Origin of the sequence: Yersinia alsatica (genome assembly GCF_025133195.1) — a bacterium.
Taxonomy (GTDB): domain Bacteria; phylum Pseudomonadota; class Gammaproteobacteria; order Enterobacterales; family Enterobacteriaceae; genus Yersinia; species Yersinia alsatica.
Map to the genome: position 1 here is coordinate 2,034,649 of NZ_CP104006.1, position 18,403 is coordinate 2,053,051.

Sequence of the window (18,403 nt, forward strand, 5' to 3'; positions counted from 1 at the left end):
ACCTGTTTATCGGTTGGCCGGTTGGCGCGTCAAATTGCGGTTAGTGCCAGTGTCAGGTGGCACTCGGTTAAAAATTAACGCTGGCAGGGCAATAATGATCGCCATACACAAGTAGCTGTAGAGGAACGCACTGTGCGTCGCTGGGGTATTTGTTACCACCTGATTGTGAGCAAATATGCCAAGCAGAATCCCGGCGGTGCTGACCCCCAGGCTCATGGACAGTTGCATAACCATTGATAGCAGACTGTTGCCGCTGCTGGCCAAGCGGTTCGGCAAATCTTTCAGGGTTAAGGTATTCATAGTGGAGAAGCGCAAGGCATTCAGCATTCCCTGGAAAAATAGCACTACCGGCAGCAGTAATGTCCAGCCCATCAACGCCACCATCGGGAAGCTTAAACTGACCAGCGCGAGTAATAATGTGGCGCTGACCAGCACCTGCCGGTAACCGAATCGATTGACGACGCGCACGATAATTCGCTTCATACCCATACTGCCGATAATCATTGGGATCATCATTAGCCCGGCATGGAAAGGGGTAAATCCTAGCCCGATTTGCAGAAAGACCGGAGTCATAAACGGCAACATGCCACTGCCGATACGCGCGGTCATACTGGCTGTCAGGCCAAGAGCATAAGATTTATTTTTGAATAACCGCAGTGAAAACAGTGCCGAGCTGTTGCCTCTGGCATGCCACCAGTAACCCACCAGCGCCGCAATACCACACAGCACCAAACCGACAATCGCCAGCGGTGGCAGCCCCAATCCCTTGTGACCATCTAATGCCAGTGTCAGGGTCGCCATGCCAATGGCCAGCATAATAAAGCCGCTGATATCAAAACGCCGGGTGCGCATGGTGTAATTTGGCATCAGAATTAGGGTTGCCAGTGCACCAATCACGCCGACGGGTAAGTTGATCAGGAAAATCCAGTGCCAACTGGCATACTGCACCAGAAACCCACCCAGTGCTGGGCCGACCAGTGGCCCAATTTGACCGGGTAGTGTAACGAAGGCCATCGCTGACATATATTGCTCGCGTGGGACGATTTTCATGACGGTTAGGCGACCAACCGGCACCATCATTGCGCCGCCGACCCCTTGGATCACGCGAGAAGAGATCAATTCATTCAAGGTTTCGGATTGCGCGCACATCAGCGAGCCGAGGGTAAATAAGATAATCGCCGAGAAGAAAATCCATTTCACACCGATGCGATCAGCCAGCCAGCCACTGGCGGGTAGCATTACTGCCACCGTCAATACATAAGAGACAATCACCGACTGCATGCGCAACGGATTCTCGCCTAGACTGGCTGCCATTGAGGGCAGGGCGGTGTTGACGATGGTGGTATCCAGCGTCTGCATGAAGAAGCCAAAGGCAACGATCCACAGCTGCCATCGTATACCCGTCATCTTTCAACCCGCCGATGCGTTGGCTGCACTCGTTCACCCGAATCACTTACCGGTGTAAGCTCATCGGGCTGCACTTTCTTGCCGCCTTCCTGCACGTTGAAATCTATTGGGTATACCATATTTATCATTCCAGTCTCATCAACGGCTGCTTACTAAAGCGGCTGCGGAGTCGGTCAAAATAGAGGTAAACCACCGGCGTGGTGTACAAGGTGAGCAACTGGCTCATCACTAACCCGCCAACAATGGTTATCCCCAACGGTTGGCGTAATTCCGCGCCGTCGCCACTGCCCAATACCAGCGGTAAAGCTCCGAATAATGCCGCCAGTGTGGTCATCATAATCGGTCTGAAACGCAATAGACTGGCTTGAAAAATAGCCTCGCGGGCACTGAGATTGCCATTGCGTTGTGCATTAAGGGCAAAATCCACCATCATAATGGCGTTCTTTTTCACAATACCAATCAATAACATAATGCCGATAAGGGCGATTAGACTAAAGGGCGCACTGAACAACTCCAGCGCCAGCAATGCCCCAACACCCGCAGAGGGCAGTGTTGATAGAATGGTCAGAGGATGAACATAACTTTCATACAAAATCCCCAGCACGATATACACCGTGGCAATCGCCGCCATAATCAGCCACAGCTGAGATTTCAAGGTTTCCTGGAACACCTGCGCGGTGCCGCTAAATGTGCCGCGCACACTGGCAGGAACCCCCAGTTCAGTCATGGCCCGCTCGACAGCATCGGTCGCCGCAGAAAGGCTGCCCCCTTCCGGTAAGTTAAATGAGATAGTCGACGAGGCAGATAAACCTTGGTGATTCACTGCCAATGGAGCATTGGCTGGCCGCCACTTGGCAAAATAGGACAGTGGAATTGATTGGCCTTCACTATTAATCACAAACATTTTGTCCAGCGAACTGACATCCTGCGTGTATTGAGGCGCGACTTCCATTACCACCTTGTATTGGTTTAGCGGCTGGTAAATGGTCGAGATCTGCCGTTGACCAAAGGCATTATTAAGCAGGGCGTTGGCATCGGAGACATCAATACCCAGCCGTGCCATGGTTTCGCGATCATAAGTCAGGGCAACTTCGGAGCCTTTATCTTGTTGATCGGAGTTAACATCAGCCAGCTCGGGTAATTTTGCTAATGCAATCCGGACTTTGGGCTCCCATTCCCGCAGCGCTGCCAGATCGTCAGCCAACAACGTAAATTGATAACTGGCATTGGCTTGGCGGCCGCCGACTCGAATATCTTGTACCGGTGCCAAAAACAGACTGGCGCCCGGCTCTTTGGCTAATTTGGCGCGCAAGCGAGTGATTATTTGCTGGGCACTTTCGCGGCGTTCACTCAGTGGTTTGAGGGAGATAAACATTGAGCCGCTGTTGGTGCGAGAACCGCCAGTAAAACCGGTCACATTATCGACAGCGGGATCATCATGAACTATCTTCATGAAATCTTTCAGTTTCTGCTGCATCGCCTGGAACGAAATACTTTGGTCAGCTTGAATAAACCCCATCATGCGGCCGGTATCTTGTTCAGGGAAAAAGGTTTTCGGGATGCTGATATAGAGCCAGACATTCAGTGCAATAGTGGAAAGCAGCACGACCATTACCCAGCGTGCATGGCCCAACACCCAATTCAGTGAGCGACCATAACCTTGCTGAATACTGAGCAGCACTTTACCAAAGCCACGAATCCGCTGCTGCTGACCAACTGGCTGCGCGCGCAGTAAATGGGCGCACATCATCGGGGTTAGTGTCAGAGAAATGACCAGCGAAATACCAATCGCCACCGACAGGGTAACAGCAAACTCGCGGAATAAGCGGCCCGGTAGCCCTTCCATCAACAGCAACGGAATAAACACCGCCACCAGAGAAATACTCATCGATAGCACGGTAAAACCGACTTCACGCACCCCCTGTAGCGCGGCAACCATCGGCTTCACTCCCGCCTCCAGATGGCGGGAAATATTCTCCAATACCACGATGGCATCGTCGACCACAAAACCAGTGGCGATGGTCAGCGCCATCAGCGACAGGTTATTGAGACTGAAGCCGCACAGGTACATGGCGGCAAAGGTACCGATCAGTGAAACCGGCACGGCAACCGCAGGGATCAGTGTGGCTCGGCCTGATCGCAGGAACAGGAACACCACCAGGATCACCAAGGCGACAGCAATGATCAGCGATTGCTCCACTTCATCCAATGAGGCACGAATAGTGGGGGATCGATCTTGAGCAATACTCAATTGAATGGAGGCCGGGATCGAGGCCCGCAGTGCAGGGAGCTCCGCCCGAATCCTATCGACCGTGGCGATAATATTTGCCCCCGGCTCACGGCTAATCACCAGCAATACGGCGGGTTTGCCATCAGACATCCCGGCATTGCGGACATCCTGTACCGAGTCGATGACATTGGCGACATCCTGCAATCGTACCGCCGCGCCATTGTTGTAGTTAATCACCAGTGGGCGATAACCCTCGGCGGTTTTGATCTCATCATTGGCCTGAACTTGCCAGTGCTGTTGGCTGTCGTCAATTGAACCTTGTGGGCGACGAACGTTGGCAGCACTGATGGCTTGGCGGACGGCATCCAGTGACACGCCCTGATTGAACAGCGCACTAGGGTTTAACTCGACACGCACCGCTGGCAAGGAACTCCCGCCGACGGTGACATCACTGACCCCCTCGGTTTGGGCAATTTTCTGTGCCAGTTTGGTGGAGGCAAAGTCATACAATTGCCCCTGAGTGAAGGTATCTGAAGTCAGCGTCATTATCATGATCGGTGCATCAGACGGGTTCATCTTGCGATAGGTCGGGCGGTTTGGCATCCCAGACGGCAGCAAGCTTTGGGCGGCATTAAGTGCGGCCTGCACGTCACGGGCTGCGCCGTTAATATCGCGATTAAGATCAAATTGCAGAATGATCCGCGTACTGCCCAGTGAACTGGTCGAGGTCATTTCATTGACCCCGGCTATTCTTCCCAAGGCGCGTTCCAGTGGAGTTGCAATGGATGACGCCATGGTTTCTGGATCCGCACCGGGCATCGAGGCACTCACCGCAATTACTGGGTAATCCACCTGTGGCAGCGGCGATACCGGCAATAGACTAAAACCGATAATACCGCTGAGGGTGATGGCCAGTGTGAGCAGAATAGTGGCTACCGGGCGCTGGATGAACAGAGCAAAGAATTTCACTGTGGTTCCCTTCCATGTGGCAATTCAGGCAGGGGATCCGATGAATCAATGTCCTCATTATGGTGACGACCTTTACCGTGAGTATTGCGTGCCAGCTTATCGAATAACAGATAGATAACCGGCGTGGTAAACAGCGTCAGTACCTGGCTGACGATCAGCCCGCCGACCATACAGACACCCAGTGGCTGGCGTAGCTCGGCCCCGGTTCCGGTACTGAGCATCAAGGGCAGGGCACCAAACAGTGCTGCCAAGGTGGTCATCAGAATTGGGCGAAAACGCAGCAAACAGGCTTGATAGATAGCATCATATGGCGTCATGCCCTGATCTCGCTCGGCGGCCAGCGCAAAGTCGATCATCATGATGGCATTCTTTTTCACGATACCAATCAACAAGATAATCCCGATGATGGCGATTACATCAAGCTCATTACCCGTCAGCATCAGTGCCAGCAAAGCTCCGACACCGGCAGTTGGCAGCGTTGACAAGATAGTGACCGGATGAATAAAGCTTTCATACAACACACCGAGCACGATATACATTGCCACGATAGCGGCGATAATCAGCCATAGCGTCCCGCCCAATGCCGCCTGAAACGCCAGTGTAGAGCCTTGGAAGCGCGTCATAATATCGGCGGGCAACTGGATGGCTTTCTCAGCTTGCGTCACCGCAGTGACGGCTTCACCCAGAGAATAGCCGTGCGCCAGGTTAAATGAGATGGTGGCTGACGGGAACTGATTCAAATGGTTGATAGATAGCGGCCCGAAACGCTCTTCAATGGTGGCGATGCTGCTTAATGGCACCCCTTTGCCATCACTGCCAGTCAGGCGGATATCATTGAATGCAGCCAGACCTGGTGTGGCTTTCACGTCATGTTCCAGCACCACCCGATATTGATTAGCTTGGGTGTAAATGGTGGAGATAAGCCGCTGACCAAAAGCGTTATATAGCGCGCTGTCGATAGCCGACATGGTGATCCCCAAGCGGCTGGCACTGTCACGATCGACATTAACAAACGCCACTAGTCCTTGATCCTGCCAGTCGCTGGTAACATCTTGGAAAGGTGCTTGCTGTTGCAACTCATTGATAAGCTTCGGAACCCAAGTGCTCAGTTCCTCCAGCGACGTCGCTTGCAGGGTAAATTGATATTGCGTACGGCTCAGTTGGGTATCAATGGTCAAATCTTGTACCGGCTGCAAATAGAGTTTGATCCCCGGAATACCGGCAACACTCTGCTGAAGGCGAGGAATAATTTCGGAGACACGATCCTCGCGGCTGCTTAACGGCTTAAGGTTAATCTGCAACCGGCCATTGTTAAGTGTGGCATTAGTGCCATCGACGCCAACAAATGAGGTCAGACTTTCGACCGCCGGATCTTTCAGAATAATGGCCGCGACCTGTTGCTGGCGTTCAGCCATATTACTGAAGGAAACTGATTGTGGTGCCTCCAGAGTGCCCTGAATCAGGCCATTGTCTTGCAATGGGAAAAAGCCTTTGGGGATCAGCAAGTAAAGGATCACCGTCAGCACCAAAGTACTGAGCGCCACACTCAATGTTAGCCATTGATGATTCAGCACTTTTTTCAGTGCTACCGCATAGTGGGCAATGACCCAATCAAAGAATTTCTCACTGGCACGGGACAGGCGGTTCTGTTTGCGCAGTGATTCATAGCTCAGCATGCGCGCGCACATCATCGGCGTTAGTGTTAAGGAAACCACGGCAGAAATCAGAATGGCTACCGCCAATGTGACCGCAAATTCACGGAACAGCCGGCCCACGATATCCCCCATAAATAGCAGCGGAATCAATACTGCAATTAATGAGAAAGTCAGTGAAATAATAGTAAATCCAATCTCACCGGCCCCTTTCAGCGCGGCATCCAGGGGTTTTTCACCTTTCTCGATATAGCGGGAGATATTCTCAATCACCACGATGGCATCATCGACCACAAAACCGGTAGCAATGGTCAATGCCATTAGCGTCAGGTTGTTGATTGAGAAGCCGAGAAAATACATGGCGGCAAAGGTTCCGACCAGTGATAGCGGCACCGCGATACTGGGGATAATCGTGGCTGCGGCGTTACGCAGGAACAGATAAATCACCATCACCACTAATGCAATCGCCAGCAGCAACTCAAACTGCACATCACTGACTGAGGCGCGGATGGTGGTGGTGCGGTCAGTCAGGACTTTGACATCAACCGATTTAGGCAGACTTTTGATCAGTTCTGGCAGCATCTCGCGGATACTGTCAGCGGTCTCTATCACGTTCACCCCTGGCTGGCGCTGGATATTCAGCACGATGGCCTGCTGAGTGTTGGCCCAGGCGGCCAGTTTGTTGTTTTCGGCACCTTGTTCAATGGTGGCGACATCCTGCAACCGGACTGGAGCCCCATTTTGGTAAGCCACGATCAGGTCGCGATAATCCTCAGCGGATTTCATTTGGTCATTGGCAGACAGTGTGACCGAGCGGGTCGGCCCATCCAGACTACCTTTGGCTGAGTTGACGTTGGCATTGCTGATGGCGGTGCGGATGGTTTCACTGTCCAGCCCCAATGCCGCGACTGCCGGAGCATTGAGTTTCACCCGCACCGCAGGACGCTGGCCGCCAGAAATGGTGACCAAGCCGACCCCGGTGACTTGCGAGATTTTCTGCGCAATGCGGGTTTCAACCATATCTTCCACTTGCGTCATCGGAACCGCGGTAGAAGTGACTGCCAATGTCAGAATTGGCGGATCAGCCGGGTTAACTTTGCTGTAAATCGGCGGATAAGGCAGGTCAGTCGGCAACAGATTGGTGGCAGAGTTAATTGCCGCCTGCACCTCTTGCTCCGCCACATCCAATGGCAGAGTCAGTTGGAATTGCAGCGTAATAACCGATGCGCCGCCCGAGCTTTGCGACGCCATCTGTTTGAGGCCAGACATCTGGCCAAACTGACGTTCCAATGGCGCAGTAATTGACGATGTCACCACATCCGGGCTAGCGCCGGGATAGAGTGTCACTACCTGAATAGTCGGATAATCAACTTCCGGCAGGGCTGAAACCGGCAAAGCACGGTAACCAATAATCCCAGCCAATAGAATGGCGACCATAAATAATGTTGTGGCAACCGGGCGCAGAATAAATAGCCGTGATGGCCCGCCACCGGGGGTTGGAGGCATCACTTGCATTAGGATTTCTCCGCAGCACGGTTAGCGCCAGCCGCTGCATCCGTTGCGGGTTTCTTGCCGCCCCGATGGTGAGTGGCTTTCTCTGTTGTGGCCGATTGGTCTGCCGCATCAGTTGGGGTGGCATTTGCTGAACGCGGCGTGACGACCTCAACCTGTAAACCTTCCGTCAGACGATCAATACCGTCGGTAACCACACGCTGACCGGCATTCAGACCGGCGCTGATAACCACTTGTTTACTGTCCTGAATCCCGGTAGTCACCAGATGTTTGCTGACTTTATTCTCGTCATTTAAGGTCCAGACAAAGCTCCCTTCATTGCCCATCTGTACCGCAGCGGTAGGCACCACGACGGCATTTTGCAGTAAATCCACTTTGATACGGGCATTAACAAACTGATTCGGGAACAGCACATCATCTTCATTGGCGAAGCGGGCTTTCAGCTTAATGGTGCCGGTCGTGGTATCAATTTGGTTATCAATACTGAGCAGGTGACCTTGGGCTAGCATCTGTTTATTGGTGCGATCCCAAGCTTCAACTGGCACTGTTGTCTGGTTTTTTTCTGCATTTCTTTGAGCTTGCATGATATCCGGGATATCACTTTCCGGCAGAGTAAAGACCACATCAACCGGATGTGTTTGGGTGATCACCACAATCGGCGCAGTCGTGCCGCTGGTAATATAATTACCAACATCGACTTGTTTTAGACCGACTTTACCGGAAATTGGCGCAGTTATGCGGCTATAAGTCAGTTGCAGCTTGGCACTATCAATCGCGCCTTGATCCGCTTTCACACTGCCTTCGCTCTGGCGTACTAATGAGGCCTGAGTATCAAGATCTTGTTGCGAAATCAGGCCGGTTTTAGCCAGTTTTTGATAGCGAGCCAGATCACGGCGAGCATTGTCGAGGGTGGCTTGGTCTTTGGCCAGTTGTCCTTGAGCTTGAGTCAGCAGGACTTCGTAAGGGCGCGGATCGATTTCCACCAGTAAGTCACCGGCATTGACCTGCTGACCTTCGGTAAAGTGAATCGCCATTAGCTGACCATCAACCCGGCTGGTGACGGTGACCGTGTTGGCGGCAATCACCGTACCCAAACCGGTGAGATAACGCGGTACTGTTTGCTCGGTTGCTGTTGCCGCTTGTACCGGGGACATCGGCATATTGCGGCGGCCACCGGCACGCCCAGAGCCGCTACTTCCAGCCGCTTGTTGCGCCCCGGGAGCGTTGGTTTCAGGGGTAGCATTGAAGTGACGCCAGACAAACACAGCAACAATAATAACCAGCACTATTCCCACCAAGGTGAGTAACCGGGAAGTGCGTTTGGATTGAGCTTTCATTATGTCGAAGAGTCCCTTTTGATGTTCTGATTATTTGCACACGGGCGCAATAAGTAAGTTTTTGGATATGTTACTAGTTTAGCGGGGATTTACTGGAACAAAATGGAGGAAATATGAAAATAGTGTCAGGGTATGTGGGGGAAAGTTTTTAATTTTAGGGGATAAGAGGGGGATGGATCTGGTTTGGTTGATATTGGTTCAGGTGATCGGGTTTGGTTGTCGGGTATGGAGCTTAGTTTCGGTTGATATTGGTTCAGTGATCTGATTCGGTTGACATAAGATTAGCGACAACCTTACCTCCGATGCCTCAACCGCCAAAGGGGTCACAAGCGCGTGACCCCTTGTGGAATCCCCGCGCTTGCGCACGTATCGCTAGCCCACTGCGTGGGTGGCCCTCGACTCATCATTTCGCTGACGGTACGGTGTGATTCGCATCCCTGCTCAAGCACACCTCAACCCGCCGTCCATGGCGGGTTGCCCTGGCTACACTCTTCACTCGGCTGCTCAAATGTGCTTTAAAAAATTAAAGTCAAAACCATGGTTTTGATTTTGAATTTCTCTTTTGACGTTGAGCGCAATCGGGAATATTGCCGACAAGGATGGAGGGTAGAGTGAGCCGCCATGGACGGCGGCGAAAAGCGCGCTCGGGCAAGGATGCCCGTCGCGCTGGCTCGTGAAGCCCGAAAGACGCAGGAGGTTTACCCGTAGGGCAATATTTCGCGCAAGGCGCGGGTGTTGGGCCGCCGCCTTGCGGCCCGACTCGGTTGAGGCTACGGAGAACAGGTATTCACTAAATGAATATCAACCGAAACCAGATCCATTTTTATATAAACAAAACCAGCTCACCTGAACCAATATCAACTTTTAACGAAAAAGCGTCTGCGCCCACCGCGCTAACCCTGCGGTCACGGAACCGAAATCATTACCGCCGACTAATGGAATCCCCGGCAATTGCTGTTGTAAGGCTGCTCGCAATAATGGGGAACGCGCGCTGCCGCCAGTCAGATAAATCACATCTGGCGTGATATGGCTGGTTGCCAGTGCCAGACTGACTTGCTCCTGAATCCGTTGCAGTGGCTGGGAAATCGATTCGGCCAGTTGCTGTTGGCTGATGGTTTGCCCCAACTCTGGCTGAACAAAATCCAGTACCGTGGCGACTTGCGCTTGCTCAGACAGCGCAATTTTGCTCTCTTCTGCGGCGCGTACCAGACGGTAGCTCAGGCGCTGCTGATACACTTTTAACAGGCGCTCAACTTGCTGCGGATTTGCGGCGTCACGAATCAAATCACGCAGAAAACGCCCATTGACGGTGCTATAGAAGTCGCTCTGTGCCGGAACATCGTTGGTGGCAACCGCATTCCAGTAAGGCAATGACGGCATGGCAATGCCTTTTTCGGTCTCGCTGCCCAGTCCAAACAGTGGCATCAGTTGCTTAAAGGCCAACATAATATCCAGATCATTACCCCCGACGCGACAGCCACTGTGACCCAACAGACTTTGTTGACGATCGGCCATACCTTGCCATTTTGGCCCCATCAGCAGCACTGAGCAGTCGGTGGTCCCCCCGCCGATATCCACCACCAGCACGGTTTTCTCTGTCGTTAATGTGGCTTCAAAGTCTAGCCCCGCAGCGACCGGCTCAAACTGGAAGGCGATATCACGAAAACCGGCACGTTGCGCGGCGCGCAGTAAGATACCTTCAGCTTGTCGGTTGGCCTCTTCACCACCGGAACCCTGAAAGTTAACTGGGCGGCCAATGACAGTTTGGCTGATTTCTGCTGCCAACACGGATTCTGCCTGACGTTTAATATGGAACATCATGGCACAGACCAAATCTTCAAACAGCGCCAACTGCTGAGGTTTCAAGCCATTAGCACCCAAAAAAGATTTAGGGGATTTAACAAAGTAAACTTCTTCGGGGTCTTCGATATATTGGGCCAATGCCGATAAGCCGAACATCAGGCTATCGGCAGACACCGGAATATCTTCTTCGCGATTGAACGCCATGGCCCGGCGTAATAGTTGCTGGTTTTCGTCACTGCCTGTTGGCACTTGCCAATAGCGGTGCAGACACTCACTTACGGCTTCACGAGTGGGCGCACACAGCATGGATGGCAAATAGACGTCATTATTTTCCAGCGTCAGCAATTCGGGAGCATTATCCCGCATCACGGCAACCGAGCAGTTTGCTGTGCCGTAGTCAAATCCAATGAACATAATTGCTCCCCAGGCCAAATAAAAGGGGCCGACTTTACCCTAGAGTGAGCAGCGGAGCAATCGTCTCGGATTACTTGATAGCGAAATAGCCACTATTGAGTACTTCGGACAACGGTTGAGTACGACCAATAGTTTCGCCATCGGCTAAATCAACACCAATCGCAATCAACTTATTGAGGGTGGGAGGTAATTCTGCCGGGCCCGCCAGTGTGGCAATATTGGCCCGCTGTGCTGTGCCATTGATGATGGATACCAGCACTTCATCCATTTGATTGATATGAATATGAGCAATTAACTCACTGTTAAATTTGAGGTAATTAATAGTGTGCTCCGCCAGTAACTCAAAATCATTGAGATTATGACCAAACTCTTTAACTATTAATTTGCAGCCCAATTGTTGCAGTTTGGCGAGAAAATTCCCAATTGCAAACGGATATTGCAGCAAGGTGGACTCATCGACCATCCAATATAAACTTTGCGCTGGCAGCACAGTATTTTGGACTAAGGCAAGAAGTGACTGGCGGAAATCTTCTTTAAGCAGAGCCACTTCGGACAGCGGAATAGCCAGTGCCAGCCCTTTGTGATTAATCGCCTCGGCTTGTTCCACTAGCAGTTGCTCGCATACCCAATTGTCGACTTTGGCCCGCAAATTATACAGCAATGCGGCTTCCTCAAATGCAGACTGACTGACAATGATGCTCTGCGGCTGGTTAACCTCATAGCTGACCTGATAGAAGCATACCGACAGCGGCGTTTTAGGGGGCGCGGTTGGCGTGAGCTGTAGCGACAATTGGTTCTTGCTAAGAATATCTTCGATATCTTCTCTACTGAGCAGCTCGTGTTGCCGGGCCAGTAGCTGCTTTTGCCGTGGCTGATAGAGATAAACCTGCCCACGGCCACTGTGTTTGGCGGTGTAGCAGGCAATATCAGCCTGCGCCATAATTTCACTGCGCTGGCTGTTGCTACTGCTAATTTGAGTCACTCCGGCACTGGCACCGATGCGATACAGCTTATTTTCCCAGTAGAAATGATAGCCATTGATCATGGATACCAGACTTTGAGTAATAGCTTTGGCGTGGGGGAGGGTGCAATTAAGCATTAGTAAGCCGAATTCATCACCACCCAGACGCGCGACACAATCACTGTTACGTAAATTCTGGCGCATTAACTGGCTGAGTTCTTTCAGCAAAGCATCTCCTGCTGGGTGCCCGGCCGAGTCATTAACTGCTTTAAAATAGTCCAAATCCAGGAAAGCCAGCGCATGCTGCTGGTTTTGGTCGACACTTTTCTGGATAGCCATTTTCAATTTATTTTCAAAATTGGCCCGGTTTGGCAAGCCGGTCAGATTGTCATGTGACGCGCTATGGCTGAGTTTGCGCATCATGGCACGCGACTCGCCGACATCCTGGAAGACTAAAACGGCACCGACAATGCCCCCTTCCAGCGTTTTCAGCGGCGCTACCGACTCTTGAATGTCATAATACTGCCCATCACGATGATGCAATACCATCGACTCATTCAGTGAAGAGTAAGGGCGGTGGGTCAGACAATGCTCTATCGGATTGTCAATTTCTGGCCCATCCACGCCATTGGTCAGCTTGATAATCTGGTTGATGGGCTGGCCTAGCGCGATGGTATTGGCCCAACCGGTCATTTTCTCCGCGACCGGATTCATAAAGGTAATTTTCATTTCCTGATCGGTACACACCACGGCCTCACCGATGGAATCGAGCGTAATATGCAGCCGCTCCTTCTCTTCGTGCAGGGCTTCCGTCAGGTTTCTGATTTCAGTCATATCCAAGGTGGTGCCAATCACGCGCTGAATATTGCCATTTTTATCGCACACGATATTGGCCTGATTACGCAGGTGGACAATATCGCCGTTCGGCAAAAGTAGGCGAAACTCCAGCCGGTAGGGCTGGCGTTGATTGAGTGCGGCATTGTATTCATTGACGACATAATTGAAATCTTCTGGATGAATATATTGCTGCCAGATAGCCTCAGTCACCGGAGTATTCAGCGGAACATGGTAGAGTTCATACATCCGCTTATCCCAGCTGATCTGCTGTTTTTTCATATCTAATTCCCAGATACCAATGCCGCCCGCTTCATTGGCCAGGGTGATACGTTCCATCAAGCGCCGGTTGATGATTTCAGTCTTTTTCAGGTCATTGATATCTTCGACCTGAGAGATGTAATAGAGCGGCTGCTGCTCGTGATCCCGCACCACACTCACTACTAACAGCGCCCAGACTATCTCGCCATCACTGCGGATATAGCGCTTCTCCATCGAGTAGCTGGGGATACGGTCGTGATACAAATCATCCAGCAATTTCAGGTCGGCGGAGAGATCTTCCGGATGGGTAATCTGTTGGAAATTCAGAGTCAGTAAGGTTTCCTGACTGTAATCCAACAGTTTGCACAGCGCCTTATTTACCTGCATCCACTTGCCTTCCGGCGAGACCAGCGCCATGCCAATCGCCGAGTATTCCATGGCATTACGAAAGCGGTTTTCACTTTCAACGATATGCTCTTTTTCCATCCGGAACGAGTGCATCACCATGGCCATGGCATGTGGCGGAATAAGCACCATCAATAGCGGAATAAAAGAGAATGCCTGTACCGACATTTTGGGATCAGCCGGCAATGTAAATAGGTTGAAATTGATCATCATCGCAATCAGCAATGTGGCCAGAAAACAGACAGTAAAGGTTTCAAAACGGGGCAGTCGAATAGAGGTCCAGATCAAGGCCATAATCACGAAAGTGAAGGGGAATGGGAGATAAATCAAACCGATATAACAAGCGGTTAAGGATAATATCATCATCCACATCATATCGAATAGCGCTTTGGTTTTAGTCGCGATATTGAAGTAACCGCGGCGGTAAAGCAGGCCGACCGGCCCTAACGCCAGCATGCCGATGGCTTCGGACATAAACCATACTGTCAGTACTTGGGTGAAGTTCCCATTATGGGGCGACAAGTACCAGGCTGCCGCCAAACCACTCAATAGAGGGACAATAATGACGGTGCAAACCGAGAACTTGAGCCAACTGAACAGATTATTAAGCGGGTCTTTGGGTTGTAGAAGTTTGCGCAGTAACCATGCCCCCACCGCCGATTCTGCAAGATTGATAAATGTGAGTGGCAGCGGGAACCAACTGACGCCATATAAGATAAAATTAGCAGCAACAATGCAGATTCCTGCGGCCAATAATTGTAGCGACCAGTAGCGTATAGGATGGTGGAATAAAGCCACCATCAATACGGCGGTCGGGAACCATAAAGGGGCTAGATTTTCTGATTGTTCAGAGAGTCGGATACAAAAAATTGCGAGCAAAAACACTACTATACTAGTGATAGTAATGTGCAGAAGGGGCTTATTATCAGGTGTCGGTTTTTCAGCTGCGCTGAGATCCATATAACGCCTTATTTTGCTCGCAAGTATTTTGATTGTGATAGAAAAATCCACCACATAGCAATATACCGTTTTTAAAATACGGTCATATTCAATAGTTTAGTATAGATGAGCATTGACGAGTGATATTCGGCTGCTCAATGCTTAATTAATTATTTTCTATTATCATCATTATTAGACTAAGAATATGGTGGCGAGTCCCAGAAAGATGAAAAAGCCGCCAGTATCAGTGATTGCTGTGATCATGACACTGGAACCGATAGCCGGGTCTCGACCTAGACGTGCCATTGTCATCGGGATAATGACCCCCATCAGCGCCGCCATTAGCAAATTAAGAATCATTGCCAATGTCATAACGCCCCCCATAGCAGGGTCGCCATAGAGCAGATAAGTGACCACGCCCATAATGCCGCCCCAAACCAAACCATTAATCAGCGCCACACCTAATTCTCTGAACATCAAGAATGTGATGTTACCCTGCTGGATATGATGCAAGGCCAAGGCACGCACAATCATGGTGATGGTCTGATTCCCGGTGTTACCGCCAATGCCAGCTACAATGGGCATTAAGGCGGCCAGAGCCACTAATTGCGAGATGGTATCCTCAAATAAACCAATAACCCTGGAGGCGACAAAAGCGGTACAAAGATTGATGGCCAGCCATGACCAACGGGTCCGCACGGCACGGCCTACCGGGGAGAATACATCCTCTTCCGGGCTTAAGCCCCCCATCCGTCTTAAGGTGGTATCGCTCTCTTCATTGACCACGTCAACAATTTCTTCGATGGTCAAACGGCCCATCAGTTTGCCTTTGGCATCAATGACTGCCGCACTGATTAAGTCATAACGTTCAAAAGCCCCAGCGGCATCTTCTGCTTTCTGTTCCGGCTGGAATGTTATTGGGTTGCTCTCCATCACCTGAAATACTTTAGTATCCAGTGAGTTGAGGAGAATAGCCGTCAGTGGAAGTTCGCCGAGTAAGGTATTTTTACGGTCAACGACGAAGATTTTATCTGTGGCATCGGGAATATTTTTTCGATAGCGTAAATAGCGGTGTACCGTTCCCAGCGAGACATCAGCACGAACTGTCACTAATTCGAAATCCATCATCTGACCGACGGTATCCCGGCCATACTGGATAACTTCCCGTACGCGAGCCCGCTGATCCGGATCCAATGAAGTGAGCAAACGGCCCATCAAGTTACGCGGCAAGTATTCAGCCAGATAAGCCTGTTCATCGACATGCAAGGTGCGCATGGCCTTTAACAGGTCTTTATCGCTCATCTCTTTGATCAGCGTGTCCCACACCGTCTCAGAGACTTCGACCAGCGTTTGACCGCGTTTTTCGTTTTTGACTAACCGCCACAATGCCAGACGTTCATCATTGGGCAAGGCTTCCAGCAAGTCGGCAAGGTCAGCTGCGTGCAAGTCATCAAGCAGACTCTTGATTTCAATTTTTTTTTCTAGCAGATCCTCATCACTGATGGTTTCCTTTTCACCCTGACGGCCAAGAATACCGTCAACTAAGGCTTTATCATTCAGTAATAGGGTAAGTATTCGGTTGCGTATTTCAGCCAGTTTTTTAGCGTTGTTTTTAGCTTTACTTTTTACCATGGCGGAAAGTGGCACAGGAGTTATTGGCACTGGCATAGTGTGTCCTTGATTCGAAATATACCCTTCATCTTTCAAGTCGCAGGTGCGTGGCTACAGTCAATGACTCGGCCCTTCTCTAAGTCTCACCTCGGCAAACCGCAAAATATGCTGAGTATTTGCGCGGGAGGTGGCTAAGGGCGCTGAGCACAACTTTTATGGGCTGAGATCAGTCTCATGCGGGCCCGCAGGCTCGCCTTCTACAGTCTGCTCAAGCTGTTGTGATTGCCGACGCTCCTGATGGTGGGACATAGACGCAATCCCCGCATACAATAAACGGCCAAATAGAATGAGAAAACTCACCAGCAAGATGATTTTTGTTAGCTGTGTTGATGGCCTTCTTTTCATAATCTCCTTGCCCTTCGTCCTTGGTGCTGCAGCGGTGTTAGCTGCTCTCACTCACCCGAATCACTGACTGGAGTCAGCTCATCGGGATTTGTTCTCATTATGCTTTCGGCGCGTCGGCTTCAGTATCTTCCGCTGCTTCTTCTTCAATAATCAGTTTCCAGCCAACTACATCGTCCCAATATGCCTGCTCGCGCTCAAAATCCAGTTGCACCAGATTATTTTGCGCCAGATAACCGGCAGGGAAACGCAATGTCCAGTGACCATCATCAGTTATCAGTCGCAGACTTTCTGGCGTAGTCGTCGATTGGCGCTGATTATTCAGTAACGTACTCAAACGTAATAGCTGAATTAACGGCAAATAGTACTTTTTCTTGAATAAATTCAGACGCGGCAACTCATCGAGCTTAATCCCTTTACGGTGCATTCTCACCAAGGTTGCCAGCAATAATTGCTGCTCTTGATTAAAGCCCGGCAAGTTAGTGTTTTGCAGAATATAAGCCGAATGGCGGTGCATCCCGCTGTGATTAATGCTCAGGCCAACTTCATGCAGCATCGCCGCCCATCTTAACAATGCTTCCAACTGCGGTTGTACCAGCTTGGAGTTCTGCGCCAACCATTGAGTGTAAAGCTGCTCGGTGGTTTCCAACACTCGGCGTGCCTGTTCCCGGTCAATGTTATAGTGCTCGGCCAGACTTTTGGCTGTGCGCTGACGGATATCCTGGTGGCGGAAACGGCCTTCCATTTCATACAGAACGCCCTCACGCAGCGCACCATCGGATAAACGTAACTCTTTGACAGCTAAGGCATCGAATACACCACACAAGATAGCCAGCCCCGGCACAAATACCGACTGACGATCTTCTGATAACCCCGGCAGACTCAGTGCGGAGAAATGTTTGAATTGCAGCACTTGATCAACCAGCATCTCAAGGCGTTCTGGCGTGATCAAACCATCTTTCTCGCCCATCTCCACCAACACTTCATAGGTGGCCTTGATAGTGCCGGATGCGCCAAGCGCATATTGCCAACCTTGAATCCGATATTGCCACGCCAGATTTTCCAGCTTTTGGGCCGCAGCCAAGCGCGCGCGCTTGAAATTCACTTTACTGATTTCACCATGCGGGAAGAACTGTTGAGCAAAGCTGACACAGCCCATGCGGCGGCTTTCTACCAGCAATGGCTCAAAATCCTCGCCAATAACCAACTCGGTTGAACCGCCACCGATATCAATCACCAGCTTGCGGCCTTTCTCCGGCTGAGTATGTTCGACGCCCATAAAAATCAGACGTGCCTCTTCCTGACCGGAAATGATTTCAATCGGGTAGGGAATCACTTCGGCTGCGCGCTTGAGGAAGGTTTCCGCGTTAGCGGCTTGTCGCAATGAATGAGTACCGACGATGCAGACGTTATCGGGTGAGAAACCCTGCAAACGCTCAGCAAACAGTGCCAGACAAGCCAGCCCCCGCTCAATAGCTTCTTCGCTGAGCATATTATTGCTATCCAGACCATCAGCCAGATGCACGCGCTGCTTCAGGCGCCCCAAAACCTGCAAAGCACCGTTGACGACGCGGGCAATTACCATATGGAAACTGTTTGAACCCAAGTCGATAGCTGCAATTTCTTGCGGTTTTGTGGTAGTCGAATTGTTGGTTAGCGGCATAGT

At 51.0% G+C, this 18,403-nt stretch carries 10 protein-coding genes; all 10 read right to left on the reverse strand.

All coding sequences use genetic code 11. The features are described from left to right. Positions 1-6: 6 nt before the first annotated feature. Positions 7-1,407 (reverse strand): MFS transporter, encoded by a 1,401-nt coding sequence (locus N0H69_RS09000; RefSeq protein ID WP_050151812.1) that lies wholly within the window; start codon positions 1,405-1,407, stop codon positions 7-9. Continuing rightward, the gene (locus N0H69_RS09005; protein WP_259705577.1) at positions 1,404-1,535 is read right to left on the reverse strand and encodes a hypothetical protein; all 132 of its coding nucleotides are present in this window, start codon (positions 1,533-1,535) and stop codon (positions 1,404-1,406) included. The genes N0H69_RS09000 and N0H69_RS09005 overlap by 4 nt, the downstream gene beginning before the upstream one ends. Continuing rightward, complete coding sequence (mdtC, locus tag N0H69_RS09010; RefSeq protein ID WP_050107962.1) at positions 1,532-4,606, reverse strand: multidrug efflux RND transporter permease subunit MdtC; 3,075 nt, start codon at positions 4,604-4,606, stop codon at positions 1,532-1,534. The genes N0H69_RS09005 and mdtC overlap by 4 nt, the downstream gene beginning before the upstream one ends. Further along, the gene (locus N0H69_RS09015) at positions 4,603-7,773 is read right to left on the reverse strand and encodes an MdtB/MuxB family multidrug efflux RND transporter permease subunit (protein ID WP_050151813.1); all 3,171 of its coding nucleotides are present in this window, start codon (positions 7,771-7,773) and stop codon (positions 4,603-4,605) included. The genes mdtC and N0H69_RS09015 overlap by 4 nt, the downstream gene beginning before the upstream one ends. Then, on the reverse strand, positions 7,773-9,107 hold the full coding sequence (locus N0H69_RS09020) for an MdtA/MuxA family multidrug efflux RND transporter periplasmic adaptor subunit (RefSeq protein ID WP_050151814.1): 1,335 nt from the start codon (positions 9,105-9,107) through the stop codon (positions 7,773-7,775). The genes N0H69_RS09015 and N0H69_RS09020 overlap by 1 nt, the downstream gene beginning before the upstream one ends. A gap of 864 nt (positions 9,108-9,971) precedes the next feature. Continuing rightward, the gene (yegD, locus tag N0H69_RS09025; RefSeq protein ID WP_050136572.1) at positions 9,972-11,324 is read right to left on the reverse strand and encodes a molecular chaperone; all 1,353 of its coding nucleotides are present in this window, start codon (positions 11,322-11,324) and stop codon (positions 9,972-9,974) included. Between the two features lie 70 nt (positions 11,325-11,394). Continuing rightward, the gene (locus N0H69_RS09030) at positions 11,395-14,745 is read right to left on the reverse strand and encodes a diguanylate cyclase (protein WP_050152513.1); all 3,351 of its coding nucleotides are present in this window, start codon (positions 14,743-14,745) and stop codon (positions 11,395-11,397) included. Positions 14,746-14,916: 171 nt separating this feature from the next. Continuing rightward, complete coding sequence (mgtE, locus tag N0H69_RS09035) at positions 14,917-16,392, reverse strand: magnesium transporter (RefSeq protein ID WP_050111263.1); 1,476 nt, start codon at positions 16,390-16,392, stop codon at positions 14,917-14,919. A gap of 156 nt (positions 16,393-16,548) precedes the next feature. Beyond that, a complete protein-coding gene (locus N0H69_RS09040; protein ID WP_050111262.1) occupies positions 16,549-16,740 on the reverse strand; it encodes a YfgG family protein in 192 nt (63 codons plus the stop codon). Between the two features lie 97 nt (positions 16,741-16,837). Beyond that, positions 16,838-18,400 (reverse strand): exopolyphosphatase, encoded by a 1,563-nt coding sequence (ppx, locus tag N0H69_RS09045; RefSeq protein WP_050111118.1) that lies wholly within the window; start codon positions 18,398-18,400, stop codon positions 16,838-16,840. Positions 18,401-18,403 lie beyond the last annotated feature (3 nt).

What these genes read in the sequence shown, in the direction of transcription:
- yegD (WP_050136572.1), bottom strand. Translation starts at nt 11,324, where the DNA reads ATGTTCATTGGATTTGACTACGGCACAGCAAACTGCTCGGTTGCCGTG.
- mgtE (WP_050111263.1), bottom strand. Translation starts at nt 16,392, where the DNA reads ATGCCAGTGCCAATAACTCCTGTGCCACTTTCCGCCATGGTAAAAAGT.
- N0H69_RS09015 (WP_050151813.1), bottom strand. Translation starts at nt 7,773, where the DNA reads ATGCAAGTGATGCCTCCAACCCCCGGTGGCGGGCCATCACGGCTATTT.
- ppx (WP_050111118.1), bottom strand. Translation starts at nt 18,400, where the DNA reads ATGCCGCTAACCAACAATTCGACTACCACAAAACCGCAAGAAATTGCA.
- N0H69_RS09030 (WP_050152513.1), bottom strand. Translation starts at nt 14,745, where the DNA reads ATGGATCTCAGCGCAGCTGAAAAACCGACACCTGATAATAAGCCCCTT.
- N0H69_RS09000 (WP_050151812.1), bottom strand. Translation starts at nt 1,407, where the DNA reads ATGACGGGTATACGATGGCAGCTGTGGATCGTTGCCTTTGGCTTCTTC.
- N0H69_RS09005 (WP_259705577.1), bottom strand. Translation starts at nt 1,535, where the DNA reads ATGATAAATATGGTATACCCAATAGATTTCAACGTGCAGGAAGGCGGC.
- N0H69_RS09020 (WP_050151814.1), bottom strand. Translation starts at nt 9,107, where the DNA reads ATGAAAGCTCAATCCAAACGCACTTCCCGGTTACTCACCTTGGTGGGA.
- N0H69_RS09040 (WP_050111262.1), bottom strand. Translation starts at nt 16,740, where the DNA reads ATGAAAAGAAGGCCATCAACACAGCTAACAAAAATCATCTTGCTGGTG.